The following is a 24,331-nucleotide window of genomic DNA, read 5'->3' as shown; positions in this document are numbered from 1 at the left end:
CGCAGCTTATCTCGAACGCCGCAGGCTACGATCGCGCGATGAGCATGGCCATCCCGTTGCAGGCGCTGACACTGGACCTCGACGACACGCTGTGGCCGGTGATGCCCACCATCCGCCGCGCCGAAGTCGTGCTGCTGGATTGGCTGCGCCAGCACGCCCCGGCCACCGCCGCCGCGCACGAGCCCCGAGCCATGCGGGCGCTGCGCGAGGCGGTGGGGCGCGAGTGGCCGCACCTGGCGCACGACCTGAACGCGCTGCGCCAGGAAACCATCCGCCGCGCCCTGGTGGCCGCCGGCGACGACCCTGCGCTGGCCGCGCCGGCCTTCGAGGCGTTCTTCGCCGAGCGCCAGCGGGTGGACCTGTACGAGGACGTGCGCCCCGCGCTCGACCGCCTGGCCGCGCGCTGGCCGCTGGTGGCGCTGAGCAACGGCAATGCCGACGTCGGGCGCATCGGCCTGGGCCGCTACTTCGTGGCCAGCGTCAGCGCGCGCGAGTTCGGCATCGGCAAGCCCGCCGAGCCCATCTTCCATGCCGCCTGCAAGCGGGCCGGCGCCGAGCCGGCCGCGGTGCTGCACATCGGCGACGACGCCACCACCGACGTCGACGGCGCGCTCGACGCCGGGCTGTGCGCGGCCTGGGTGCAGCGGCCGGACGCGCCGAACCCGTCGGTGCCGCGCGGGCAACCGCACCACCGGGTGGCGGACCTGGTGGCCCTGGCGGTGCTGTTGGGGGCGTGAGGACACGGCGCAGGCGGGCCTGGCCGCCGGCTGGCACGCGGCTCGCATGGGGCAAGATGCCGCCACTTCCCCAGGTCCGCCGATGTCCACCGCCACCCCCAAGCTCGTCCGCGTCGAACGTCCGCCAGCCATGCCCGAGGTCGCCATCGTCGGTGGCGGCGTGTGCGGACTGGCGCTGGCGCACAGCCTGCAGGCCCGCCAGGTCGACTGGGCCTTGTTCGAGGCCCGCGACCGGCTGGGCGGCCGCGTGCTCACGCAGGCCAGCCAGCGGGGCCTGGCGCTCGACCTGGGCCCCAGCTGGTTCTGGCCCGACACCCAGCCGTCGATGGCCCGGCTGGTCGAGGACCTGGACCTGGCCTGGGTGGATCAACCCGACGACGGGCGCGTGCTGTGGCTCGACGACCCCCACGGCGCGCCGCGCGTGATGGCCGTCGATGGCATGGGCCGGGCCGTCGAAGGCGGGCCCGCGCGCCCCGGCGCCTTGCACGGTGGGGCGCGGCGCCTGAGCGGCGGCATGCGCGGCCTGGTCGACGCACTGGCCTCGCCACTGCCCGCGGCTAGGCTGCATCGGGGCTGGGCGCTGCAGCGCGTGCTGGACGGTGGCGACCATGTCGCGCTGCACCTGCAAGGGGCTGGCGGCAGCGGGGACACCCGGCTCGTCCAGGCCCGGCGCGTGGTGCTGGCACTGCCGCCGCGCGTGGCCGACGCCACCGTCGATTTCCAGCCGGGCCTGCCCCGGCCGGTGGTCGACGCCCTGCGCGCCACGCCCACCTGGATGGCGACGGCCGCCAAGGCCGCGGTCGCCTACGGGCGACCGTTCTGGCGCGACATCGGCCACACCGGCAATGCCTGCGTCGTCCACCCCCAGGCCGTGCTGGCCGAGGTGTTCGATGTCGGGCCGGTGCTTGGGCCCAGCCCGGCGCAGGGGGTCGCGGGTGCCGCGCTGGGTGGGTTTCTCGCGCTCGGCGTGGCGTCGCGCCGGGCCATGAAGGCCAGCCTGCCGATGCTGATCGACAGCCAGCTGGGCATGCTGTTCGGCCCCGACGCGTCCGATGGCGAGCTGCACCTGCAGGACTGGGCCGACGAGCGCTGGACCTGCAGCCCGATGGACCTGGCCGACGCGGCCCGGGCCGGCGCGCATCCCGTGTACGGCCACGCCGGCCTCACCGAGCCGCTGTGGGGCGGGCGCCTGTTGTTCGGTGGCAGCGAGACGGCGGCGCGCGGTGGGGGTTATCTCGAGGGCGCCTTGAACGCCGCGGCGCGCCTGCGGCGGCAACTGACGGCGCCTTTGCCGGCACCCGGCCTGGGCACGTCCGCGCACTGACACGGGCACGCTGGGCGTCGCACCGCGCCCCCCGCGGGCACGGGGGCTGGCGCGGTCGCCGTGGACGCCGATCGACCCGAACCCCTAGCATCCGCCCACAGCCGCCCAGGTCGGTCGGCCTGACCGCCCTGGAGCCTTCCGCCATGCCCCTGCGCCGCACCGCGCCCCATGCCCTGGCAGCCTGTGCCGTCGTCACCCTTGCCGCTTGCGGCGGTGGTGATCCCGCGCCGTCGGCGCAGCCCACGCGCACCGCGCGGGCCCTGGCCGATGCCATCGCGCCGCAGGCCACCTCGGCCGTGGACGCGACGGCGCTGTTCGACTGGGCGGAGTACACCTACCCCGCGCTGTTTGCCAAGGGGCCACAGAACCAGCCACTGCGCTTCGAGGGCGTGGACTACACCATCCGCGGCTACGCCAATGGCAATTACCTGGGCCTGACGGCGGGCGGCGAGGTCTACGGCCTCGGGCCGTTCACCAACCAGGTGCTCACCTCGTTCGGAATGGCCAGCGACTATGCGGCCCAGGTGGCGGCCGATGCCTGCAAGGTCGATCCTGCGTCGTGCTCGTCGGCGCTGCCGCTGGCCGCGGGCTACGACATCACGCTGGCACGCCGCGCCGACGGCAGCGTGGTGTCGGGCGCCAGTGGGCTGCCCTGGGACCGCACGCCGACCACCGAGCTCGCGGGCAGCCACTTCCGCGTGGTGGCCGGCCTGCAGGCGAGTTCGATCGACCTGGGGCGCCTGTATGCGCTGGCCGTGGGCACCGACGGCCAGCTCCACGGCTGGGGCGTCAACTCGGGCGGGCTGCTCGGCGGCAGCGAAGGCAACGGCAACGTGCCGGCGCCGCGCGCCATGGCGGGTTTGTCCGGCGTGCAGCAGGCGCTGGCCACCCAGACCTACGCGCTGGCGCTGCGCGACGACGGCAGCGTGTGGCACTGGCCCGGCGTGCTCACCACGTCCACCCGCGGCGCGGTGAGCACGCCGCGCGTGGTGGATGGCCTGGCCGGCGTGGTGTCGCTCACCGCGCTGGAGACGAGCGTGGATGGCGCGCGGCAGCGGCCGGCCGCCATCCTGTCCGACGGCTCGGTGCGCGAACTGGCCTGGACGGCCCGCGTCAGCTTCACCACCGACACCACGCTGCAGACGCACACGGGCACGGCCGCGGTCGTGCCCGGCCTGTCCGACATCCGGCGCATCGCCTGCAAGCTGTCGCACTGCCTGGCGATCACCCGCGCCGGCGCGGTGCTCGAATGGAACGGCCAGATCGGCCGGTCGGGCCTGGCCGTGCCCACCGCGGTGCCCGGCCTCACCGGCGTCGTCGGCATCGCGGCGCTGGCCGACGCGTCGGTGGCGCTCACGCGCGACGGCCGCGTCTTCAGCTGGGGCGGCAGCCAGTGGAACGGCCATGGCGGCGGTGCCGATCTGCCGGTGCCCACCGCATTGAGCCTGCCCGCCGCCGCCACGGCCGTGGCAGCCGGCTGGCAGCACGTGTCCATCCGCCTGGCCGACGGCAGCCTGTGGGGGTGGGGCGCCAACCAGGGCGGTCAACTGGGCGACGGCACGACGCAGGACCGGCGCACGCCGGTGAAGGCCACGGGCGTCGTGCTGAACTGAGCGCGCCCAGGCGTGCCGGCGCCAGCGGCGTGCGGCGGCTCGAGCCCATCACCAGGGCACGGTGGCGACTGGCGGCCGCGCCGTGTCACTTCGGGCCGCACAGCCGCACCACCATGGACCCGAGCCACGCCGCGCCCTCGCCGAGCCCCGGGCTCAGGTCCACCGCGCCGTACACCAGCGAGTGCGATCCGGCCCCCAGCAGCACCCGGTTGCCGGCGTTCCAGGCCAGCGAGGGGGTGCTCACGGCATAGCCGCTCACCAGCGTGCCCGTCGGCAGGTCCACCGGCGCCTTGTGGAACACCGGCTGCACGCCGTAGGACGAGTGCATCCAGTGCAGCTTGCCCTCCACCGCGACCAGATCGAGCGTCAAGGTGTAGAAGTTGTCGACCCAGCTTTCCCAGGGGGCCAGCGACGGGCTGAGCGCGACATAGAAGTTGCTGACGCTGCTGTGGCCGTGGTTGCCCCAGCTGGCCTTGAACAGGATCGGCCCGTTGGCGCTGCCGTCCAGGCACCGCCGGTCCTCGAACGAGTACGGGTCGATGACCAGGAAGGGCCCGAAGTACAGCTGGTAGTCGGTCTGGCCGCACAACCCCGACCGGTTGCACAGGCGCAACTGCACCGGCCACGTGCCGTTGAAGGCGATGTTGAAGAAGTTGTGGTCGCCGGTGAGCTGGCTCGGGTCCAGTTGCAGTTCGTAGGACTCGGTGTTGGGCTGGTCGTCCGGCACGCCGTGCTTGAGGCGGCCGCGGGACGCCAGGTGATTGATCAACTGCAGCACATGGCCGGTCTTGTCGACGCCGGCCACGAACAGCCGGAACGTGGACCAGTCGAGCTCGTCGCGCCCACCCTGGTTGGTCGCGACGATCACGAGCTTGCCGGCGGCCAGGCGCCGCTGGAATCCCGCCTGGTGCGGCATGCCGAACTCGCCTTCGATGGCGATGGTCGGCGCGTAGATGTTGCTGCTGCCACTGCAACGGGCCTCGACGAGTTCGATCGCGCGGACCACGCGCTTTTCCAGTTCGTCGAGGCCCTGCTGCAGCGTCTCGGTGGCCGTGGCACTGTGCAGCACGACGCTGATGAGGGTGTGCCGGTGCAGCCGTATCGCCTGGATCTCCTGGGCGCCGGGCGTCTTGTCGTACCAGGCGATCAAGCCCAGCGGCTCGGCGTGCAGCACGTCGTAGCCCCAGCGGGCGTCGTTGAGCGGGAAGAACGAGGTGTACTCCCGCCTGAACATGGCCTTGGCGTCGGCCTCGCTGGCGAACGAGAACAGGCTCACGCCCACCGAGTTCCAGAAGCGCCGGTCGACGGTCAGGGTGGGCCCGGCCGTCATCACGAAGTAGGTGGTGCGCAGTGTTCGCTCCTGCTCGCCCAGCAGCGTGAAGTAGTTGGGACCTGGCGTGTTGCTGCGCTCGGCGCGGGTCACCCGCTGCACCGGGAAGAAGGCCGTGTCCTGGGTGCTCCAGCTGGTGATCTGCGGGCATTCCGCCGCCCGGGCCGATGGCGCGCAGGCCACCAGCAGAGCCAGGCACCAGCCGGCCACCCGGCCCAGATCGACGAGCCACCCGATCCGCGACATGTCCGTCTCCGTCAACCCGACATGCCACCACCTTAGGCCTGCGCCCGGGGCGTGCGTTGACAGTGCGCAATCGGTGTGGCGCGGCCGCTCAGACCGCGCGGGTGGGCCGCGTCAGCTGGTGCACGTAGTCGTGCCGCGCGGTGTCGATCACCGACACGCGGTACTCCACCGGCCGCTCGCCGAAGGTGAGCGCGGTGCGGCGCACCTGCATCACCGGCGCGCCGGTGGCCACGCCCAGCACACGGGCGGCGGTGCGGTCGGCGGCGATGGCGCGGGCGCGTTCCACCGCGCGCACCACGGTGATGCCGTACTCGGCCTGGTACAGCTGGTAGATGGTGCCGGTGCGCTCGGCCAGGCGCTTCTCGGTGAGGCCCTTGAACAGCTGCGCCGGCAGCGTCAGCCGGTCGTAGACGACGGCCTGGCCCTGCAGGCGCAGGCGGTTCTCGATCTGCAGCACCGGCGCGCCGGGCTTCAGGCCCAGCGCCTGGGCCGGCTCGTCGTCGGCACGCAGGCGCTCGAAGGACACCAGGTCCACCGTCGGCACCTCGCGCCGGCCGTCGGCGCGCTCGACGTGGAAGAACTGGAACAGGAAGCGGTCGGCGTCGTGCATCGCCACGAAGGTGCCCAGGCCCTGCCGCCGCACCAGCAGGTGCTCGGCCACCAGCTCGTCCACCGCGCGGCGCAGCGTGCCGATCGACACGGCCATCGCGCCGGCCAGCTCGGCCTCGCTGGGCAGGGTTTGCCCGGGTGGGCAGTCGCCGGATTCGATGGCGCGCAGCAGCTCGCGCTTGACCACGCGGTACAGCGGCAGCCCCGCGGCGGCCGACGGGATGGCGGCGAACGCGGGCGAACGGTGAGGGGCCGGCATGGGGACGCAGTATAGGCAGGCCGGCCCCGTCAACCAAGTCATCTACATGACTTGGTTGACGGGCCGCGCGATGCCGTTAGCATGCGGTTCCGCTGCACAGCCACCAGGAGACCGCAGATGAATCATTTCGTGTTGCACGACAAGGGCGACACCGTTGCCGTCGTCGTCGTCGAGGGCGTGAAGGCCGGCATGACGCTCAACGGCTGGATCATGGACGAGGACCGCACGACCACCGTGCAGGCCTTGCAAGACATCCCCATCGGCCACAAGGTGGCGCTGAAGGACATGGCCACCGGCGACACCGTCATCAAGTACGGCATCGACATGGGCAAGGTCGTCGCGCCGATCAAGGCGGGCGAGCACGCCCACGTCCACAACATCAAAACCAAGAGGTGGTAAGACCATGAGCATCATCAGCAAGGACACCACCTTCCTCGGCTACCGCCGCGAGAACGGCCGCGTCGGCGTGCGCAACCACGTCATCGTGCTGCCGCTGGACGACCTGTCCAATGCCGCGGCCGAGGCCGTGGCGCACAACATCAAGGGCGTGATGGCGATCCCGCACCCCTACGGCCGCCTGCAGTTCGGCGCCGACCTCGACCTGCACTTCCGCACCCTCATCGGCGCGGGCTGCAACCCCAACGTCGCGGCGGTGGTGGTCATCGGCATCGAGGACGGCTGGACGCAGAAGGTCGTCGACGGCATCAAGGCCACCGGCAAGCCCGTGGTCGGCTTCGGCATCGAACTGCACGGCGACCACGACACCATCATGCGCGCCAGCAAGGCCGCGCGCGAGTACGTGCAGTGGGCCAGCGAGAAGCAGCGCGAGGTCTGCCCGATCCACGAGCTGTGGGTGAGCACCAAGTGCGGCGAGAGCGACACCACCAGCGGCTGCGGCGCCAACCCCTCGGTGGGCGACGCCTTCGACAAGCTGCATGCGCTGGGCAGCTACCTGTGCTTCGGCGAGACCACCGAGCTGACCGGCGGCGAGCACATCGTGGCCGCGCGCTGCGCCAACGACAAGGTGCGCGAACAGTTCATGTTCATGTTCGACCGCTACCAGGGCGTGATCAACCGCCACAAGACGAGCGACCTGTCCGACAGCCAGCCCACCAAGGGCAACATCGCCGGCGGGCTGACCACGATCGAGGAGAAGGCCCTGGGCAACATCCAGAAGATCGGCAAGAAGTGCACGGTGGACGGCGTCATCGACAAGGCCGAGATCCCCACCCACCCGGGCCTGTGGTTCATGGATTCGTCCAGCGCCGCGGCCGAGATGGTGACGCTGTGCGCGGCCTCGGGCTACGCGGTGCACTTCTTCCCCACGGGGCAGGGCAACGTGATCGGCAACCCGATCGTGCCGGTCATCAAGATCTGCGCCAACCCGCGCACGGTGCGCACGATGAGCGAGCACGTCGATGTGGACGTGACCGGGCTGCTGCAGCGCGAGATCACGCTCGACCAGGCCGGCGACAAGCTGCTCGACTGCATGCTGCGCACCGCCAACGGCCGGCTCACCGCCGCCGAGGCGCTGGGCCACCGCGAGTTCGTGCTGACGCGCCTGTACGAAAGCGCCTGACCGCGGCGCGCCACCGGGCTGGCCGCCATCGCGTGCGGCCAGCGCGGCGGGCGCTGGGTCGGCCACCCCGCGGGTGCCACCACGCCCGCGCTGCCGTGGCAGACTGCCCCACTTTGAAGGAGACCGTCGACCATGGCCAGGATCGTCATCACCGAATTCATGGACGAGCGCGCCGTCGCTCAACTGCGCGCCCGCCACGACGTGCTGTACGACCCGTTGCTGGTGGACGACGCACCGCGGCTGATGGCCGAGGCCGCCGCTGCTGACGCCGTGGTCGTGCGCAACCGCACCCAGGTGCGCGGCGAACTGCTCGCCGCGCTGGGCCGCTGCAAGGTGGTGGGCCGCCTGGGCGTGGGCCTGGACAACATCGACGTGCCGGGCTGCGAATCGCGCGGCATGGCCGTCATCCCGGCCACCGGCGCCAACGCGCTGTCGGTGGCCGAGTACGTGGTGGCCTCGGCCATGCTGCTGCTGCGCGGCGCCTATGCGTCCACCGCCGCGGTGGCCGCCGGCCAGTGGCCGCGCAATGCCTTGTCCAGCGGGCGCGAGGTGGGCGGCAAGACGCTGGGGCTGATCGGTTTCGGGTCCATCGGTCAGCTCACCGCGCGGCTGGCGCGCGGCGTGGGCATGGAGGTGTGCGCCTTCGACGCCATGCTGGACCAGGACCATCCCGCATTCACCCAGTCCGGCGTGCGCTGCGCGGGCCTGGACGAAGTGATCACCATGTCCGACGTGGTGAGCCTGCACGTGCCGCTGGTCGATTCCACCCGCGGCCTGCTCGACGGCGCGCGCATCGCGTCGATGAAGCACGGCGCGGTGCTGGTCAACACCGCCCGCGGCGGCATCGTCGACGAGGCGGCGCTGGCGGCCGCGCTGCGCAGCGGCCACCTCGGCGGCGCGGCGATCGACGTCTTCGGCGCCGAGCCGCTGGTGGCGTCGCCGCATTTCACCAATTGCTCCAACCTGCTGCTCACGCCGCACATCGCCGGCGTGTCCGCCGAATCGAACGAGCGCGTGAGCTTCCTGATCGCCGACAAGGTGCTGGAGGCCCTGTCGTGAACCTGCCCGTCGATGAAGTGCGCGGCCTGGTGGCCGCCGCGCTGCGCCAGGCCGGCGCCAGCGCCGCGATGGCCGAGGCCACCGCCAGCGCGCTGGTGCTGGCCGAATCGCAGGGGCTGGGCTCGCACGGCCTGTCGCGCGTGGCGCAGTACGCCACGCACCTGCGCAATGGCCGTGTCGATGGCGCGGCAGCGCCCTGCGTGCTGCGCCGCAAGGGCGGTGCGCTGGTGGTCGATGCCGGCGAAGGCCTGGCCTTCCCGGCCTGCGAACTGGCGGTGCGCGAGGCCATCGCCGCCGCGCGCGAGCACGGCGTGGCCTTTGCGGGCGTGGTGCGCAGCCACCACTGCGGCGTGGTGGTGGACCACCTGCGCGCCGCCGCGGCAGCGGGCCTGGTGGGCCTGGGCTTTGCCAATTCGCCGGCGGCCATGCCGGCGGCCGGCGGGTGCCACCCGGTGTTCGGCACCAACCCGGTGGCGGCGGTGTTCCCGCGCCGCGGCGCCGACCCGCTGATGATCGACCTGAGCCTGTCGGAAGTGGCGCGCGGCAAGCTGATGGTGGCCGCCAAGGCCGGAAAGCCGATCCCTGAAGGCTGGGCGCTCGACGCCGAGGGCCGGCCCACCACCGATCCGCAGGCCGGTCTGGCCGGCTCGATGCTGCCGATCGGCGCGGCCACCTCGCCCAAGGGCGCGATGCTGGCGCTGGTGGTCGAACTGCTGGTCACCGCCGTCATCGGCGCACGCTTCGGCTTCGAGGCCTCGAGCTTCTTCGTCGACGAGGGCAACCGGCCCGGCATCGGCCAGGCCTTCGTGCTGGTCGACCCGGGCGCGCTGGCCGGCGCCGACCACTACCTCGACCGCGTCGAGCTGCTGATCGGCGAGCTGATGAAGGACGAGGGTGTGCGCCTGCCCGGCGCCCGCCGCGAGGCACTGCGCCGCCACGCCGAGGCCAATGGCCTGGACGTGCCCGACGCGCTGGTGGCCGCCTGGCGCGCGGCCGCGTCCTGACCAGGAGCACCGCCATGCGCACCGAACCGCTGCCCCTCGACCCCCGCCTGGTGGCCGTGCTGTCCACCATCACCACCGCCACGCTGACCACGGTGCTGCTGAAGAAAGGCCTGCGCAACGTCTGGATGCGCGGCGCTCGGCCGATGCAGGCGGGCCAACCGCGCCTGGTGGGTCGGGCCTTCACGCTGCGCTTCGTGCCGGCGCGCGAAGACCTGGCCACGCCGGCCTCGTGGGGCTCGCCCATCTCCACCCGCGCGGCCATCGAGGACATGCCGCCCGGCTGCATCGCGGTGGTCGGCGCGATGGGCGTCACCGACGCCGGCGTGTTCGGCGACATCCTGTGCGCCCGCATGGTCAAGCGTGGCGTGGCGGCGCTGGTCACCGACGGCGTGGTGCGCGACGGCGCCGGCGTGCGCGCCACCGGCCTGCCAGTGTGGAGCCAGGGCGTGGCCGCCCCAGCCTCGGTGGCGGGCCTGACCTTCGTCGGCTGGCAGGAGCCCATCGGCTGCGGCGGCGTGGCCGTGTTCCCCAACGACGTGGTCGTCGTCGACGACGATGGCGCGGTGCTCATCCCGGCCGCGCTGGTCGACGAGGTGACCTCCGCCGCCGCCGAGCAGGAGCGGCTCGAGGGCTGGATCATGGACCAGGTGTCCGCCGGACAAGCGCTGCCCGGGCTGTATCCGCCGAACGAGGCCAATGCGGCGCGTTATCGGGCGTGGGTGGACGCGCAGGCGGCGCCTGGCGGCGGCGGGCCAGGCTGAAGCCCGGCGCCGGGCGACCGGCCGTCGGCCCCCGGGCCGTTGACGATGCACCGGGTGCCAGCGGCCCGGGCAGGGTGGCCCGTCGGCGCCGCCGGGGTCGTGCGCTGGGCTCGGGATCGCTTGCCTAGAGGCGCCTCAGGCACAAGGCCAGCGTTTCGATGTCGTTCTTGCGGTGCAGCCGCTGCAGCCACCGATCCGGGATCCCGCTGGCCCCGTAGTGCGCTCCGGCCAGTTGGCCTGTCACGGCGCCAACCGTGTCGGCATCGTCCCCGAGGTTCGCCGCCAGGAGGACCGCGTCCTCGAAGCTCGCGGTTCGATTCAGACACCACAGCGCCGCCTCGAGCGTGTGCACCACAAAGCCGGAACTCTGGATGCGACTTCTCGGCTTCTTGAGGAACGCCCCATCGGCGATCCTGCGCAGTCGAGCCTGCGCGACGTGCTGGGCGGCGCCTTCCAGGCACCGGTCCTTGGGGCAGCCCTTCAGCAGATTCAACAGGGCCTGGGCCAGCAGCCGACAGCCTTCGACGGCCAGTGTGGCGCCGTGGGTGGTGCGCGAGCTTTCGGCCGCGCAGTGGAGGACCTCGTCTTCGTTCGGGAAGTAGCGAAGGACGACCGGGCCCAGCCTCATCACGGAGCCGTTTCCGGCCGTGATGGCGTGGGTCGGGCCGCACCACGGGTGGCGTGTCTTCTCGAACAGCCGGATGGCGTGTTCGGTCGTTTGACCGATGTCGAAGCAGTGCGCCTTGGCGCTCCAGTAGCCGCGCCGGTACCAGCTGAGGTAACGAATCATCTGATCCATGGGGTCGAACGACTCGGAGGCGACCAGGCTCTCGGCGAGGCACATGGCCATCGAGGTGTCGTCGGTCCACTCGCCCGGTTCGAGTTCGTAGACGCCGCCACCGATCATGTCGGTGACGGGTTCGAAGGTGCCTCGTTCCAGAAACTCGGTGGTGGCGCCCACGGCATCGCCACACGCCAGACCGAGCATCACGCCGGCAAATCGATCATCCAGGCGGGTTGGGTAGCGCACGGCGGAGCCTTTCTCTCACATGGATGAACGGCGTGCGAGGCCACGGCACCTGGCCGCAGTCACTGCGGTTCGACGCCCGGTCAGCCGCCTCGCGTCGATGGGTGGGTGGCGCAGCCACAGGGGGGTCACCAGTTCAAGGTGACATGGACGCCGACATACCCGCGATCCAGGACCGCCAGCATCGACACCGGCGCGTCGGGCGCGCGTCGCACCAGATAGGCCGCAGCGATCTCGGAGACGACGGCCGCGCCGGCGATGTCGGCCCAGCGGTGCCGCCGTGCGGAGACCCGGGTGTGCCCGACGTAGAGTGCCGCTAGATAGAGCGGGGCGGCGGCTTCTAGGCCATGCCGATGCCGCACGTACGCGGCCGACGAGAAGGCTCGCGCCGCGTGGCCCGAAGGAAACGACAGATTGTTCGATTCGTCGGGCCGTTGAACGTCGGTGACGCGCTTGAGCACCTCGGTGCTGGCGGTGGCGGCCATGAACGTCGCCGCAAACTGCCGGGCCCCGTCTCGGTCGCCTCGATACAGTTCGGTCGCGAGCGTCCCGAGGGGAATCGCCGTGGCGAGGAAGTTGCCTGCACTGCGCTGCGATTGAGCCTGCGCAGGCGCCGCGACCAGCAGCGCCGACGCCATGAGCATCGGCGCAGCCCGCGAGCGCGGTGGGGGGACGAGAGACATCGGCGTCATGGTGGCATCTCGGCTCGGGTTGTGCGGCAGACAAGGGTCCCGTCGAGCGTGGCACGGCCGCAAGGCGTCGACGCTCCCGCGCACACGAAGGGATCCCTCACCCTCCATCGACGGCGTCGATGGCCGCCAGATCGACGTGCGGGTTGACGATCTGACGTTCGAGCGGGGACGCCCAGGCCGGAGATTACAGGGGCGCCGATGGTCTTGGGGCGGCCGTGGACATGGCCAGGCAGGTGATCCAGGTTCAGGCGGTCGTCCCCGTCGCGTGGGACGCGGGCGCGCGACGGGCCCGAGACAGTGAGGCAGACGTTGTCGCCCAGGCGTTCCAGCGACTCCTTGCCCGTGCGTCGCTCGGCCACGCCGTCGATCGGCATGGTGCCCTGGTCGTGATGCAGAAGGCCCGCCTGAACCACTGCCCGCCCCGTCGGTCGTACAGCCCGGCGGCGGTCGGATCCGAGGGGCGAAGGCCGCGAAGATGCCACAGGGCTGCCCTGTGGGGCCCAGCGTTCGAGCGGAGCGGCCAGCGCCGGTGCGGCGCCGGGCCCGAGGGCGGCCCCTGAGTCAGCGCGCCTGGCCTGGCAAGGGCCTCGGCGGTTCGGGGCCGCTCGGCAGGCGATCAGGCGGCGGTGCTGGCCTTGAACACGAGTTCGAGACCCTCTCCGTGGCTGTAGTAGTAGTGGCCGTTGGGGCTGATGACAACGGCTCGGCGCCGAGGGGCATCGCTGAAGAACTGCCAGCCATGGCCGGGCTCACCGGCCTTGGCGCGGACCGTGATGGCCTGCAGGACGGATTTGCCGTCACGATCGACCCGTGACTCCTTGCGATGGTCACCCGCGTGGGACGAGAAACTGGTCAGGGCTGCGGCGAGGCACAGCACGACGCCAATGGGGCTGAAGGTCATGGTCTTTCCTTTCGACCGGGTCCAGTCGACGGTGACTGTGACGCGACTTTGGGCGGCGGACCTTAAGACATTCTGAGCGCCTGCTGTCCTGTCGCACCGGTCGGTGCACCCGCGGCGGGCCGGGCCCGACCGGCCTCGGGCCGATCAGATCGTCAAGCGCTCCGGCGACAGGTAGTGCCGGCGCCACAGCTCGAAGGGCTGCGTGTCGGCCGCCTCGATGCGGCGTTGCTCGTCGACCGAGGCCAGCGACATCGCCTCGAAGCGGGCCTGCACCTCGGCCGGGAAGGGCAGGGCCATCAGGTGCTCGCGCGTGGCGTCGGACTGTGCGCGGATGAAGCGCGTGTACGAGCGCTCGAAATCGCGCTGCATGGCGTCGAGCACGCGGGCCGAGGGCAGCGTGGCCGGTGCGTCCAGCGCGGCCACCGCATTGGCCAGCGCCGTGGTGTGGCGCGTGCCGCCGTCCAGCGCGTCCAGCGCCGCGGCGATGGGCCGGCATTCGTACAGGATCTCGGCCGCCCACTCCATCAGCGGCACCTCGGCGCCGCCGCGCTCCAGCCGCAGGCCGGGCTCGCGGCCGCGCGCCGCGGTGCGGTGCTGGTTGTGCGCCATGCGGGCGATCTCTTCGGGCGTGTCGGGCGGGCTGTCGCTGAGCAGGCAGTGCAGCAGGAAGACGTCGAGCATGCGCATGGTTTCGGCGCGGATGCCCACCGGCACGAAGGGGTCGAGGTCCATGCAGCGCACCTCGATGTACTCGACGCCGCGCTCGCGCAGCGCATGCAGCGGGCGCTCGCCCGGGCGGATCACGCGCTTGGGCCGGATGGTGCCGTAGAACTCGTTCTCGATCTGGATCAGGCTGGTGGCCAGTTGCTGGTATTCGCCGCCCAGGTTGCGCAGGCCCACGGCCTCGTACGGCGGGTGCGGCCGGGTGAGCGCGCCGTGCAGCGATCCGGCAAAGCTCTCGAGGCTGTTGTAGCTGACGGCCAGGGCCGCCTGCGCGTCGCTCTGGTAGCCCAGGCGGCCCATGCGCAGCGAGGTGGCGTGGGGCAGGTAGAGCGAATGCTCGGACAGGCGCTGCAACTCATGGTCGCGGCCCTCGACGAAGCTGGGGCACACCGCCGGCGACGCGCCGAACAGTTGCAGCAGCACGAAGGCCTGGCGGCGGAAGTTGCGGATGAGCGCGAAGTGCTCGTCGTTGCTCAGGCCCGGCAGCGACCAGTTGTAGTGGATGCCCGAGATGGTCTGCATGCGCCGGCCGTAGCGCAGCCCCAGGCCCATGCGGTAGATGCTCTTGGCGCGGCCCAGGTTGGACGAGCCGTAGCGGCCGATCGGGATGCTCTCGTCGCCCGGCAGGCCGCAGGGCATGCTGCCCACCCACAGGCGCTCGTCGCCGAGCGCTCGGTAGACGAACTGGTGGATCTGCGTCAGCTCGGTCTCGCAGGCCTCGACGCTGTCGTGCACGCCGGTGATCAGCTCGAGCTGCGATTCGCAGTAGTCGGTGGTGATGCGCGGGTGCGTGAGCGCAGAGCCCAGCGCGGCCGGGTGGGGCGTCAAGGCCAGGCTGCCGCTGGGCTGGGCGCGCAGGCTTTCCTTCTCGATGCCTCGGCGCATGCCGCGCAGGCGGTCGGGCGACAGGGCCTTCAGGGCGGTGGTCAGTCGGGTCATGGCAGCAACTCTCTGGTCTCGAAACGTGACCGTAGCAGGTTTGCGTGGCCGCCGCACGACAACGGGTCAAGCCGATCTGGTGTAGCGCAAGGGCGTTTCAGCCGCGGCGGCGGGCTGTCCTGGGCGGCGGCGCGGTGGATCCGCGCACCAGCAGTTCCACCTCGATCTCCTGCTGCTGCGGCTCGGCGAGGCGGCCGTCCAGCCGGGCCAGCAGGTAGTCGGCGGCCAGCGTCCACATGCGCTCGGTGGGCACGCGCACGGTGGTCAGCGCGGGCTGCCAGTGGCGCGACAGCTCGAGGTCGTCGAAGCCGACGATCGACAGCGCCTGCGGCACCGCCACGCCGCGGGCCTGGCACTCGAGCAGCGCCCCCCAGGCCAGCACGTCGTTGCCGCACAGCAGCGCGGTGGGGGCGGGGTCGGCCGACAGCAGCGTGCGCGTGCCCTCGCGCGCGGCCTGCAGCGTGTAGGCCGCCTCCACCAGGGCCTTGGGCGACAGGCGCAGACCGGCGGCGGCCAGGGCGTGGCGCACGCCGGCCACGCGCTCGGCGGCGCGGTCGTTGTCGGCGGTGATGCCGGCCAGCATCGCGATGCGGCGGTGGCCCAGGTCCAGCAGGTAGCGCACCGCGCGCTCGATGGCCTCGCGGTTGCGAAACCCCACGCAGGCGGTGCCCGCCGGCGCGGGAAAGCTGCCGGTATGCACCCAGGGCAGGCCGCGCTGGGCCAGCCGCGCGGTCAGGGCAGGGCGCTGGCTGATGCCGGTGAGCGCCAGCGCATCCACCCCGCGCGCCAGCAGCGCCTGGGCCTGGGCTTCTTCCTGCGCGGCGTCGTAGTCGCTGAAGGCCAGCAGCACCAGGTGGCCGGCCTGGGCCATGCGCTGCTGGAAGGCCTGCAGGCCGCGCGCGAAGATGGCGTTGTCGATGGTCGGCACGACCACGCCCACCGTGCCGCTGCGCCGCAGCGACATCGCCCGCGCGCCGGCATGGGCCACGTAGCCCAGTTGCGCCACGGCCGCCAGCACGCGGTCGCGCAGGGCCGGGCGCACGGCGTCGGGGCGGTTCAGCGCCCGCGACACGGTGGCGGTGGACACGCCCGCGGCGCGGGCCACGTCCTCGACGGTGGGGGCGGTGCTTCGGTCCATTTCAGAAATCGCTTACATCGATTCTAGGTGGCCGGTGCACGGGCCGGGTGGGCCAACACCCATAGGGAAAGCACCGACCGGTTGCCTCGCTTCGTGGCTTGACACCACGGCGGCAGTCGGGAACCATCTGTAAGCGCTTACAGAACTCTGCCGATCCCCGATGCCCATCACCCTCGTCCGCCGCTGGGCCTACCGCGTGGCCGCCGCTCTGGCGGTGGTGTATGCCGTCTACGTGATCGCGCTCAAGCTGGCCGCGCGGGTCACCGGCGGGCCGCTGGGCGACATCGGCGAGTTCCTGCTGGTGCTGGCCTGCGTCACCGCGTTCGCGGTGGGCCTGTTCGCCGACGAGGCCGTGCGCGTGCGGCCGCCCGCCTGACCCACCGCACACCTGCCCCAACCGCCGGCGCCAGGCACGGTGCCAAGACCTACACAAGGAGACCGCATGAACCCGCTCGACACCCCCACCGACCTGTCCGCGCAACGCCGCCAGTTCCTGCTGGCGGTTCGCCGGCATGGCTTCACCGCGGCCGTCTTGGGCCTGGCCGGCGGCTACCTGTTCGACGGTCAGGCGATGGCCCAGACCGCGGCCGACGAAGAGAAGAAGCAGAAGGCCGCCAAGGTGACCATGCTCTTCGCCACCGAATACAAGATCGAGGACTACGTGAAGTACCCGATCATGCAGGCCAAGTACAAGGACAACGTCGAGGCGCAGTCCAAGGGCCAGATCTACTGCAAGCTGCACCCCGCGGGCCAGCTGGGCATCGGCGCCGCGCTGGCGCAGAAGATCCAGGCCGGCACGGTGCAGGGCGGCGCGGTGTCGCTGTCCAACTTCTCGCCGTACACGCCGGTGGTCGACCTGATCAACATCCCCTACTGGTGCGGCGACAACCAGCGCTTTGCCAACCTCGTCACCAGCAAGGCCTGGAACGACGAGATCACGCCCAAGGTCATGGCCAAGGGCTACAAGCCGCTGTTCTACTTCACGGTCGACCCGCGCACCATCGCCACCCGCAAGGGCTTCAAGCTGGTGAAGACGCCGTCCGACATGCAGGGCATGAAGATGCGCGTGCCGCCGTCCAAGCTGCTGCAGACCTTCTACCGCCTGGCCGGCGCCAACCCCACCGTGGTGCCCTGGGGCGAGACGGCCACGGCCATCAAGCAGGGTGTGGCCGACGGGCTCGATCCCGCCATCAGCGCGCTGGCCACCTTCGGCTTCCACGACCTGCTGGGCCACATCTCGTACATCCGGTCGGTGCCCGATGCGCAGATGTTCGCGGCCAATGCCGCGTGGTACCAGCAATTGCCCGACGACCTGCGCAAGGCCTTCGACGCCGCCAACGAGCAGACGCAGATCGAGACCTTCGCGCAGATCGAGAAGGCCCGCACCGAGAGCATGCGCATCCTGCGCGAGGGCGGCTGCCAGTTCTACAACCCCACCGACGGCGAGATGAAGCAGTGGATGGACACCTGCGGCGAGCAGCGCAAGGAGTACGACGAGTTCAAGCTGCAGTTCGCCGGCTCGATGGCGGCGTTCGACAACTTCAAGAAGGCCGCCAACACCAAGGGCCCGATCACCGTGCCTGACTTCAAGCTCTGAACGATGCCAAGTCCTTCGGCCCTGCCCGCACCACGCCCACCCTGCCACTGATGCGCCGCGTCCTCTCCGCCCTTGACGAGAACGCCGAACGCTGGGCGATGCTGGTGTTCTACACCTTCTGCTGCATCGTCATCGTGCAGGAGGTGGTGCGGCGCTTCGTCTTCAACTTCTCGTCGGCCTGGGGCGAGGAGGCCGCACGCTACGCCTTCATCTACCTCGGCTGGATCGGCGCGGCCTACGCGGTGCGCGAGCGCGCGCACATCCGCTTCGACATCCTGCTGCAGCGCATGGGCCCGCGCGGCAAGGCGGTGGTGTTCATCGTCGCCGAGCTGGCCACCATCGTGTTCGCCTGCATCGCGCTGTACTGGAGCCTGCACACCATCCGCCAGTTGCTGCAGTTCGAGGGCCAGACACCGGTGCTGCGCGTCAACAAGGCCTGGTTCGAGGCGGCGGTGCCCATCGCCTTCGCGCTGATCATCTTCCGCAGCAGCCAGCGCATCGTCGGCGACTGGCGAGACCTGCGCGCCGGCCGCGCGCCCTACGCCGGCAAGGCGATGTTCGAGGAATGAGCATGCCGTCCTGTGTCGATTCAGGTTCGATGCGCCTGCAGGGCGGAGGCACACGATGAACGTCGTCGCCTTGTCCGTCGTCGGGCTGATCGCCCTGCTGATGATCGGCGTGCCCTTCTGGGTGTCGATGGGTCTGGGCACGGTGGCCATGCTCGTCGGCACGCAGGCGCTGCCGCTCACGCTGGTGGGCGAGGCGCTTTTCGAGGGCGTCGACTCCTTCGCCCTGATCGCCATCCCGCTGTTCGTGCTCACCGGTGACGCCATGGTGCGCACCGGCCTGGGCGAAAAGCTGCTCAACTTCGCCGAGGCCAGTTTCGGGTCGCTGCGTTCGGGCTTCGGCACCTCCACCGTGATGGGCTGCGGCCTGTTCGCCTGCATCTCGGGCAGCGACGCCGCCGACGCCGCCGCCGTGGGCCGGCTGACGATGGCCCGGCTGGTCGAGCGGGGCTATCCCAAGGAGTACGCGTGCGCCCTGGTGGCCTCGGGCGCCTGCACCGGCATCCTGATCCCCCCGTCGATCGCCTACATCATCATCGGGCTGGTGCTGGGCGTGTCGAGTTCCACGCTCTTCCTCGCCGCCTTCGTGCCCGGCGTCATCGTGCTGGTGTCGGTGATGGTCACCAATGCCGTCATCAACCGCATCAAGGGTTATGAGCATGCGAATGGCCGGTTCGACCTGCAGGTGTGGCTGCGCGCGCTGTGGGAGGCCCGCTTCGCGCTGTCGATCCCGCTGATCATCCTGGGCGGCATCTACTCGGGTGTCTTCACGCCCACCGAATCGGCCGCGGTGGCGGTGACGGTGGCGGTGGGCACCGGCCTGGCCCAGCGGCGGCTCACGCTGGCCGACTTCCCGGCGATGCTGGGCACCTCGGCGCGCGTGTGCGGCGTGGTGCTGCCGATCATCGCGGTGGCGCTGCTGTTCTCGCAGGCGCTCACCGTGCTCAACGTGCCGCAGCAGTTCGTCGAATGGGTGATGGGCTTCGGTACCGGCCGCACCGCCATCGTGCTGCTGTTCCTGGCCATCTGGGTGGTGGCCGGCATGTTCATGGAAACCGGCCCCAACATCGTCGTCTTCGGCCCGCTGCTGTGGCCGCTGGCCAAGGCGGTGGGCATGGACCAGGTGCACTTCTGCGTCTTCATGATCACCACGCTGGGCCTGGGCTTCATCACCCCGCCCTTCGGCCTGAACCTGTTCGTCATGTCGGGCCTCACCCGCACGCCGGTGTCGGCCATCGCCGCGCGCGCCGCGCCGTTCGCGCTGGTGATGGTCGGCGTGTCGGCGCTGATCGGTTTCGTGCCATCGATTTCCACCTTCGCGCTGGGCCGTTGAGGCCCAGGCATTCCAGGACGCATCCGCCATGGGCATCACCTACCTGAAGAAGGCCAGCAAGACCCCCGAGACCGAAACCGCCGCCGCGCAGAAGGTGGTGGTCGACATGCTCGCCGGCATCGAGGCCGGCCGCGAGCAGGCCGTGCGCGACTACGCCCGCTCGCTCGACCAGTGGACGGGCGACATCGTGATGAGCCCGGCGCAGATCGAGGCCACCATCGCCACCGTGCCGGCGCAGGTGCGCGCCGACATCGATTTCGCGGTCAAGCAGATCAGCGACTTCGCCCACGCGCAGCGCCGCTCGCTGGCCGAGTTCTCGGTGCCGCTGCACGCCGGCGTCACCGCGGGGCAGCGGGTGCTGCCGGTCAACGTGGTGGGGTGCTACGCGCCGGCCGGGCGCTATGCGCACATCGCCTCGGCCTACATGACCGTGGCCACCGCCAAGGCCGCGGGGGTGAAGACCATCATCGCCTGCTCGTCGCCCTTCCGCGGCGGCGGCATGCACCCGCATGTGCTGTATGCCTTCAAGGCTGCCGGGGCCGACGTGGTGATGACGCTGGGCGGCGTGCAGGCCATCGCCACGCTGGCCTACGGCCTGTTCACCGGCCAGCCGGCCGACGTGGTGGTGGGGCCGGGCAACAAGTTCGTCGCCGAGGCCAAGCGCACGCTGTTCGGCAAGGTGGGCATCGACGTGTTCGCCGGCCCTTCGGAGGTGGCGGTGATCGCCGACGACTCGGCCGACCCGGCCATGGTGGCCAGCGACCTGGTCGGCCAGGCCGAGCACGGCCACGAATCGCCTGCCTGGCTGTTCACCACCTCGCACGCGCTGGCCGAGGCCGTGATGCGCCTGGTGCCGCCGCTGATCGAGGCCTTGCCGCCCACCGCCCGCGACGCCGCCGGCGCCGCCTGGCGCGACTACGGCGAGGTCATCGTCTGCGACACGCGTGAGGAGGTGGCCGCGGTGTCCGACCGCTATGCCAGCGAGCACCTCGAAGTGCATGCGCGCGACCTCGACTGGTGGCTGGCCACGCTCACCTGCTACGGATCGCTATTCCTCGGCGAGGAAACCACCGTGGCCTATGGCGACAAGGCCAGCGGCCCCAACCACGTGCTGCCCACCAAGGGCGCCTCGCGCTACTCGGGCGGCCTGTCGGTGCACAAGTTCATGAAGACGCTCACCTGGCAGCGCATGACCCGCGAGGCCGCGCGCGACATCGGCGAGGTCACCGCCCGCATCTCGCGGCTCGAGGGCATGGAGGGCCATGCGCGCACCGCCGACGATCGGCTGGCCAAGTACTTCCCGGGCCAGTCCTTCGACCTGGGCGACCCGGTGAAGGTGTGAGGCGCGTCGCCGACACGGTGCCGGCATGTCTGCCCTGACCGACTGGTTCTCGCTCGCCGGCCGCCGCGCGGTGGTCACCGGCGGCAACGCCGGCATCGGCGAGGCCATGGCCACCGCGCTGGGCCGCGCCGGCGCGGCCGTGCTGCTGGTGGCCCGTCGCGAGGCCCAGCTCGGGGCCGCCGCGCAACGCCTGCGCGCCGAGGGCATCGCCTGCGACACGCTGGCGCTCGACCTGTCACGCACCGAGGCGCTGCCCGCCGCCGGGCAGGCCATCGCGGCGCAGGCCGGGCCGGTGGACATCCTCGTCAACGCCGCCGGCGTCAACCTGCGCCAGCCCTTCGACGAGGTGACGCCCGAGGGCTGGAACCTGCAACTCGCGCTGCACCTGGGCGCGCCCTTCTTCCTGACCCAGGCCCTGGCGCCGGGCATGGCCGAGCGTGGCTGGGGGCGCATCATCAACATCGCGTCGCTGCAGTCCACCCGCGCGTTCGCCAACGGCGCGCCCTATGGCGCCGGCAAGGGCGGGGTGGTGCAGCTCACACGCGCCATCGCGCAGGCCTGGTCGGGCCGCGGCATCACCTGCAACGCCATCGGCCCGGGCTTCTTTCCCACCGACCTGACCGCGCCGGTGTTCGCCGACACGGCGCTGGCCGAGCTGCACGCCCGGCGCACCGCCATCGGTCGTAACGGCCGGCTGGACGACCTGCACGGCGCCACCGTCTTCCTGGCCAGCCCGGCCAGTGCCTACATCACCGGGCAGACGCTGATGGTCGACGGCGGGTACACGGCGCAGTGAGCGGCGCCATGAGCCGCGCCATGAACCGCGAAACCTACATGACGCCTGAAAAGCGCGTCCACCCGACATGAAAGCCCTCGTCTACACCCAACCCAACGAAGTGCAGTTGCTCGACCGGCCCGAGCCCACGATGGTGCCCGGCGACGTGGTGCTGCGCATCGACGCCGTGGGCATCTGCGGCTCGGACATGCACGCCTACCATGGCCACGACCCGCGCCGCAAGCCCGGCCTGGTGCTGGGCCACGAGTTCTCCGGCACCGTGGTTTCCAGCATGCACCCGCTGTGGCAGGAAGGCATGCGTGCCACCGGCAACCCGCTGATCGTCTGCGGCCACTGCGAGTACTGCGTGCAGGGCCGCGACAACCTGTGCGCCCACCGCACCATGGTTGGCATGACGCGGCCCGGCGCCTTCGCGCAGCAGATGGGCATTCCCGCCGGCTGCCTGATCCCGCTGCCCGACAGCCTGGGCTCGGTGGAGGCGGCGCTCACCGAACCCGGCGCCACCGCGCTGCACGCGATCAACCTGTCGATGAAGAGTCTGGTGCGCCCGCTGCCCGAATGCCGCGTGCTGGTGCTGGGTGGTGGCGCCATCGGCATGCTGGCCGCGCTGCTGTTGCGTCACTACGGCGTCGACCGGCTGGCGGTGGCCGAGGTCAACCCGCTGCGCCGCACGTCGATCGAGCAGCACGCGCGCTGCGCCACCTTCGACCCGATCGCACAGGGCCCGGAGGAGAACGCCTTCGACTACGTGATCGACGCCGTGGGCAGCGCCAGGACGCGCCAGTCGGCGCTGGCGGCGGTCAAGCCCGGCGGCGTGGTCATGCACATCGGGCTGCAGGACTGGGCCAGCGAGATCGACATGCGCAAGCTCACGCTGGCCGAGATCACGCTGCTGGGCACCTACACCTACAGCACCGCCGACCTGCGCGCCACCGTGGCCGCGCTGGCCCGCGGCGTGTTCGGCGACCTGTCGTGGGTCGAGCGCCGGCCGCTGGCCGATGGCGCCCGCGCCTTCGACGACTTGCACCACGGCCGCGTCGCCGCGGCCAAGCTGGTGCTCGAGCCGCAGCACTGAGCCGCTGATGCGCGCCATCCGCTTTGCCGGTGCCCGGCAGGTCGAACTGATCGACCGCCCCTGGCCCGAGGTGCCGGCCGGCGAGGTGCTGCTGCGCGTGCGCCGCACCGCGCTGTGCGGCAGCGACGGCAAGCTGTGGCACAAGGGCGCGGCGCACACGCCGGGCCACGAGATCTTCGGCACCGTCGACCAGCCCGGCCATGACCTGCACGGCCAGCGCAGCGTGGTCTACATCCCCGTGCACTGCGGCGTCTGCGCGCAATGCCTGGCGGGGCAGACGCACACCTGCGAGCGCGAATCCACGCTGGTCGGCTGGAACCGCGACGGCGGCTACGGCCAGGCGCTGTCGGTGCCCGAACAGTGCCTGCTGCCGGTGCCCGACGACATCCCCGACGACCTGGCGCCGCTGCTGCTGGACACCATCGGCACCGCCACCCATGCGCTGCGCCTGGTGCGGCCGCTGCTGCGCGATCTGGCGTCGATGCGGGTGCTGGTCACCGGCGCCGGCCCGGTGGGCCTGGGAGGGCTGATCGCGCTGCAGGACATGGGGGCCACGGATGTGCACGTGGCCGACCCGCGGCCGCACCGGGGCGCCCTGGCCGAATCGATGGGCGCGCGCCTGCACCCGGTGGGTGACCGCAGCCGGCGCTTCGACCTGGTGCTGGAATCCAGCGGCAACCTGGCCGCGCGCGACCAGGGGCTGGAGGTGGTGGCTGCGCAGGGCGTGATGCTGTGGGTGGGCGAGAACGACGAGCCGTGGACGGTGCACGAGAGCAAGCCCGTGCGCCGCAAGGACTTCTTCCTGGTGCGCTCGTTCTACTTTCCCAAGGGCGACCACGCGGCCAACATCGCGCTGCTGCGCCGCCACCGCGAGCGCTATGCCCGGCTGGTCGACCACGTGTTCGACATGGCCGAGATGCCGCAGGAGTTCGCCCGCTTCATGGCCGGCGAGCGCATCAAGCCGCTGATGCGGGGCGGCGAGTGACCGAGGCTGTCGCCACGCTGCTGTTTGTCGGCCAGGTGGTGCTGGACCAGGTGTTCCAGGTCGAGCGCTTCAGCGCCGACGGCGGCAAGGGGGTCGCTGGCGGACACGTGATGCGCATTGGCGGGCTGGCCACCAACGCGGCGCGGGCGGCCCATCGCCTGCGCGACCCGGCGTCGGGGCCACGGGTGCGGCTGGTCAGCGCCGTGGGTGTCGACGTGGCCGGCGACGTGCTGCGGCAGGCACTGGCCGACGATGGCCTGGACTGTCGTGGCGTGGCCCGCGTCGGCGCCGCGCGCACCGGCGTGTCGGCGGTGCTGGTGGATGCGGCCGGCGAGCGGCAGGTGCACAGCTTCCGCGGCGATGCGCTGGCGCGCGCTGCGGTGCCGGCCGACCTGCTGCCGCCTGGCTGTGCCGGCGTGCTGGTCGATCCGCGCTGGCCCGAGGCGGCCGCGCAGGCGCTGCGGCAGGCCCGGGCGGCGGGCGTGGTGTCGGTGCTGGACGGCGAGGTGGCGCCGCGCGAGGTGCTGCAGGCGTTGCTGCCGCTGGCTGCCTGGTGCGTGTTCTCGCGCCAGGGCCTGGCCGCGTGGCTGGGGGAGGGCGCCGATCCGACGGCCGCCCGGCCGCAGCCCGGCGACGCCGGCGGACCGCCGGTGCCGCAGCGCGCGCTGGCGCGCGCCCACGGCATCGCGCCCGAGG

At 71.6% G+C, this 24,331-nt stretch carries 24 protein-coding genes; 17 read left to right on the top strand and 7 right to left on the bottom strand.

The genetic code is table 11. The features are described from left to right. Window positions 1-38 precede the first annotated feature (38 nt). The 3 genes from EOINJALH_RS26010 to EOINJALH_RS26000 all read left to right on the top strand — a co-directional run bounded on the left by EOINJALH_RS26010 (window position 39) and on the right by EOINJALH_RS26000 (window position 3,674). Entirely contained in the window at window positions 39-737 is a 699-nt protein-coding gene (locus EOINJALH_RS26010) for an HAD family hydrolase (protein WP_088285683.1), read from the top strand. A gap of 82 nt (window positions 738-819) precedes the next feature. Beyond that, complete coding sequence (locus EOINJALH_RS26005) at window positions 820-2,061, top strand: FAD-dependent oxidoreductase (RefSeq protein ID WP_234414051.1); 1,242 nt, start codon at window positions 820-822, stop codon at window positions 2,059-2,061. Between the two features lie 143 nt (window positions 2,062-2,204). Next, entirely contained in the window at window positions 2,205-3,674 is a 1,470-nt protein-coding gene (locus tag EOINJALH_RS26000) for a hypothetical protein (protein ID WP_088285679.1), read from the top strand. 85 nt (window positions 3,675-3,759) lie between these two features. On the opposite strand, the gene EOINJALH_RS25995 is transcribed toward EOINJALH_RS26000, so the two are convergent. Continuing rightward, window positions 3,760-5,250: a hypothetical protein gene (locus EOINJALH_RS25995; RefSeq protein WP_088285677.1), complete on the bottom strand. Its 1,491-nt coding sequence runs from the start codon at window positions 5,248-5,250 to the stop codon at window positions 3,760-3,762. An 88-nt stretch (window positions 5,251-5,338) separates the two neighbouring features. Further along, window positions 5,339-6,118, bottom strand: coding sequence for a GntR family transcriptional regulator (locus EOINJALH_RS25990; RefSeq protein ID WP_088285675.1), 780 nt, complete (start codon window positions 6,116-6,118; stop codon window positions 5,339-5,341). 117 nt (window positions 6,119-6,235) lie between these two features. Here EOINJALH_RS25990 and EOINJALH_RS25985 point away from each other — a divergent pair, with 117 nt between their 5' ends. The 5 genes from EOINJALH_RS25985 (at window position 6,236) to EOINJALH_RS25965 (ending at window position 10,521) form a co-directional block, all read left to right on the top strand. Beyond that, window positions 6,236-6,517, top strand: coding sequence for a UxaA family hydrolase (locus EOINJALH_RS25985; RefSeq protein ID WP_088285673.1), 282 nt, complete (start codon window positions 6,236-6,238; stop codon window positions 6,515-6,517). Window positions 6,518-6,521: 4 nt separating this feature from the next. Continuing rightward, complete coding sequence (locus EOINJALH_RS25980; RefSeq protein WP_088285671.1) at window positions 6,522-7,697, top strand: UxaA family hydrolase; 1,176 nt, start codon at window positions 6,522-6,524, stop codon at window positions 7,695-7,697. 132 nt (window positions 7,698-7,829) lie between these two features. Beyond that, a complete protein-coding gene (locus tag EOINJALH_RS25975) occupies window positions 7,830-8,756 on the top strand; it encodes an NAD(P)-dependent oxidoreductase (protein WP_088285669.1) in 927 nt (308 codons plus the stop codon). After that, on the top strand, window positions 8,753-9,760 hold the full coding sequence (locus tag EOINJALH_RS25970; protein ID WP_088285667.1) for an Ldh family oxidoreductase: 1,008 nt from the start codon (window positions 8,753-8,755) through the stop codon (window positions 9,758-9,760). The genes EOINJALH_RS25975 and EOINJALH_RS25970 overlap by 4 nt, the downstream gene beginning before the upstream one ends. Before the next feature lie 14 nt (window positions 9,761-9,774). Then, on the top strand, window positions 9,775-10,521 hold the full coding sequence (locus EOINJALH_RS25965) for a ribonuclease activity regulator RraA (RefSeq protein ID WP_088285665.1): 747 nt from the start codon (window positions 9,775-9,777) through the stop codon (window positions 10,519-10,521). 124 nt (window positions 10,522-10,645) lie between these two features. On the opposite strand, the gene EOINJALH_RS25960 is transcribed toward EOINJALH_RS25965, so the two are convergent. The 5 genes from EOINJALH_RS25960 to EOINJALH_RS25935 form a co-directional block, all read right to left on the bottom strand. Next, entirely contained in the window at window positions 10,646-11,551 is a 906-nt protein-coding gene (locus tag EOINJALH_RS25960) for an ADP-ribosylglycohydrolase family protein (RefSeq protein WP_234414050.1), read from the bottom strand. Window positions 11,552-11,676: 125 nt separating this feature from the next. Further along, the gene (locus tag EOINJALH_RS25955) at window positions 11,677-12,240 is read right to left on the bottom strand and encodes a phosphatase PAP2 family protein (protein ID WP_234414049.1); all 564 of its coding nucleotides are present in this window, start codon (window positions 12,238-12,240) and stop codon (window positions 11,677-11,679) included. 616 nt (window positions 12,241-12,856) lie between these two features. After that, entirely contained in the window at window positions 12,857-13,141 is a 285-nt protein-coding gene (locus tag EOINJALH_RS25945) for a hypothetical protein (RefSeq protein ID WP_088285657.1), read from the bottom strand. A 144-nt stretch (window positions 13,142-13,285) separates the two neighbouring features. Continuing rightward, window positions 13,286-14,803: a glutamate--cysteine ligase gene (gene gshA / locus EOINJALH_RS25940; RefSeq protein WP_088285655.1), complete on the bottom strand. Its 1,518-nt coding sequence runs from the start codon at window positions 14,801-14,803 to the stop codon at window positions 13,286-13,288. Between the two features lie 97 nt (window positions 14,804-14,900). After that, complete coding sequence (locus EOINJALH_RS25935; RefSeq protein ID WP_088285653.1) at window positions 14,901-15,941, bottom strand: LacI family DNA-binding transcriptional regulator; 1,041 nt, start codon at window positions 15,939-15,941, stop codon at window positions 14,901-14,903. A gap of 160 nt (window positions 15,942-16,101) precedes the next feature. On the opposite strand from EOINJALH_RS25935, the gene EOINJALH_RS25930 reads away from it, so the two are divergent. The 9 genes from EOINJALH_RS25930 to EOINJALH_RS25890 form a co-directional block, all read left to right on the top strand. Continuing rightward, window positions 16,102-16,317, top strand: a complete 216-nt coding sequence (locus EOINJALH_RS25930) for a hypothetical protein (protein WP_088285652.1) — start codon at window positions 16,102-16,104, stop codon at window positions 16,315-16,317. A gap of 66 nt (window positions 16,318-16,383) precedes the next feature. Further along, on the top strand, window positions 16,384-17,538 hold the full coding sequence (locus EOINJALH_RS25925; RefSeq protein ID WP_088285650.1) for a TRAP transporter substrate-binding protein: 1,155 nt from the start codon (window positions 16,384-16,386) through the stop codon (window positions 17,536-17,538). A 50-nt stretch (window positions 17,539-17,588) separates the two neighbouring features. Beyond that, entirely contained in the window at window positions 17,589-18,107 is a 519-nt protein-coding gene (locus EOINJALH_RS25920) for a TRAP transporter small permease (protein ID WP_088285648.1), read from the top strand. 55 nt (window positions 18,108-18,162) lie between these two features. After that, window positions 18,163-19,437, top strand: coding sequence for a TRAP transporter large permease (locus EOINJALH_RS25915; protein ID WP_088285646.1), 1,275 nt, complete (start codon window positions 18,163-18,165; stop codon window positions 19,435-19,437). Between the two features lie 28 nt (window positions 19,438-19,465). Further along, on the top strand, window positions 19,466-20,779 hold the full coding sequence (gene hisD / locus EOINJALH_RS25910) for a histidinol dehydrogenase (protein ID WP_088285644.1): 1,314 nt from the start codon (window positions 19,466-19,468) through the stop codon (window positions 20,777-20,779). A 25-nt stretch (window positions 20,780-20,804) separates the two neighbouring features. Then, window positions 20,805-21,575 carry an SDR family NAD(P)-dependent oxidoreductase gene (locus EOINJALH_RS25905; protein ID WP_088285642.1) on the top strand — a complete coding sequence of 257 codons (771 nt, stop codon included), beginning with the start codon at window positions 20,805-20,807 and terminating at the stop codon, window positions 21,573-21,575. A 67-nt stretch (window positions 21,576-21,642) separates the two neighbouring features. Beyond that, a complete protein-coding gene (locus tag EOINJALH_RS25900) occupies window positions 21,643-22,650 on the top strand; it encodes a galactitol-1-phosphate 5-dehydrogenase (protein ID WP_088285640.1) in 1,008 nt (335 codons plus the stop codon). Between the two features lie 7 nt (window positions 22,651-22,657). Further along, on the top strand, window positions 22,658-23,635 hold the full coding sequence (locus EOINJALH_RS25895; RefSeq protein ID WP_088285638.1) for an alcohol dehydrogenase catalytic domain-containing protein: 978 nt from the start codon (window positions 22,658-22,660) through the stop codon (window positions 23,633-23,635). Continuing rightward, window positions 23,632-24,331, top strand: a 700-nt coding sequence (locus tag EOINJALH_RS25890; RefSeq protein ID WP_234414048.1) for a PfkB family carbohydrate kinase, incomplete at its 3' end; no start/stop codon positions are given. The genes EOINJALH_RS25895 and EOINJALH_RS25890, both read left to right, overlap by 4 nt.

This window comes from Ideonella sp. A 288 (genome assembly GCF_002198735.1).
Classification (GTDB): Bacteria; Pseudomonadota; Gammaproteobacteria; order Burkholderiales; family Burkholderiaceae_C; genus Pseudaquabacterium.
This window is presented reverse-complemented; position numbering and strand designations above follow the sequence as displayed.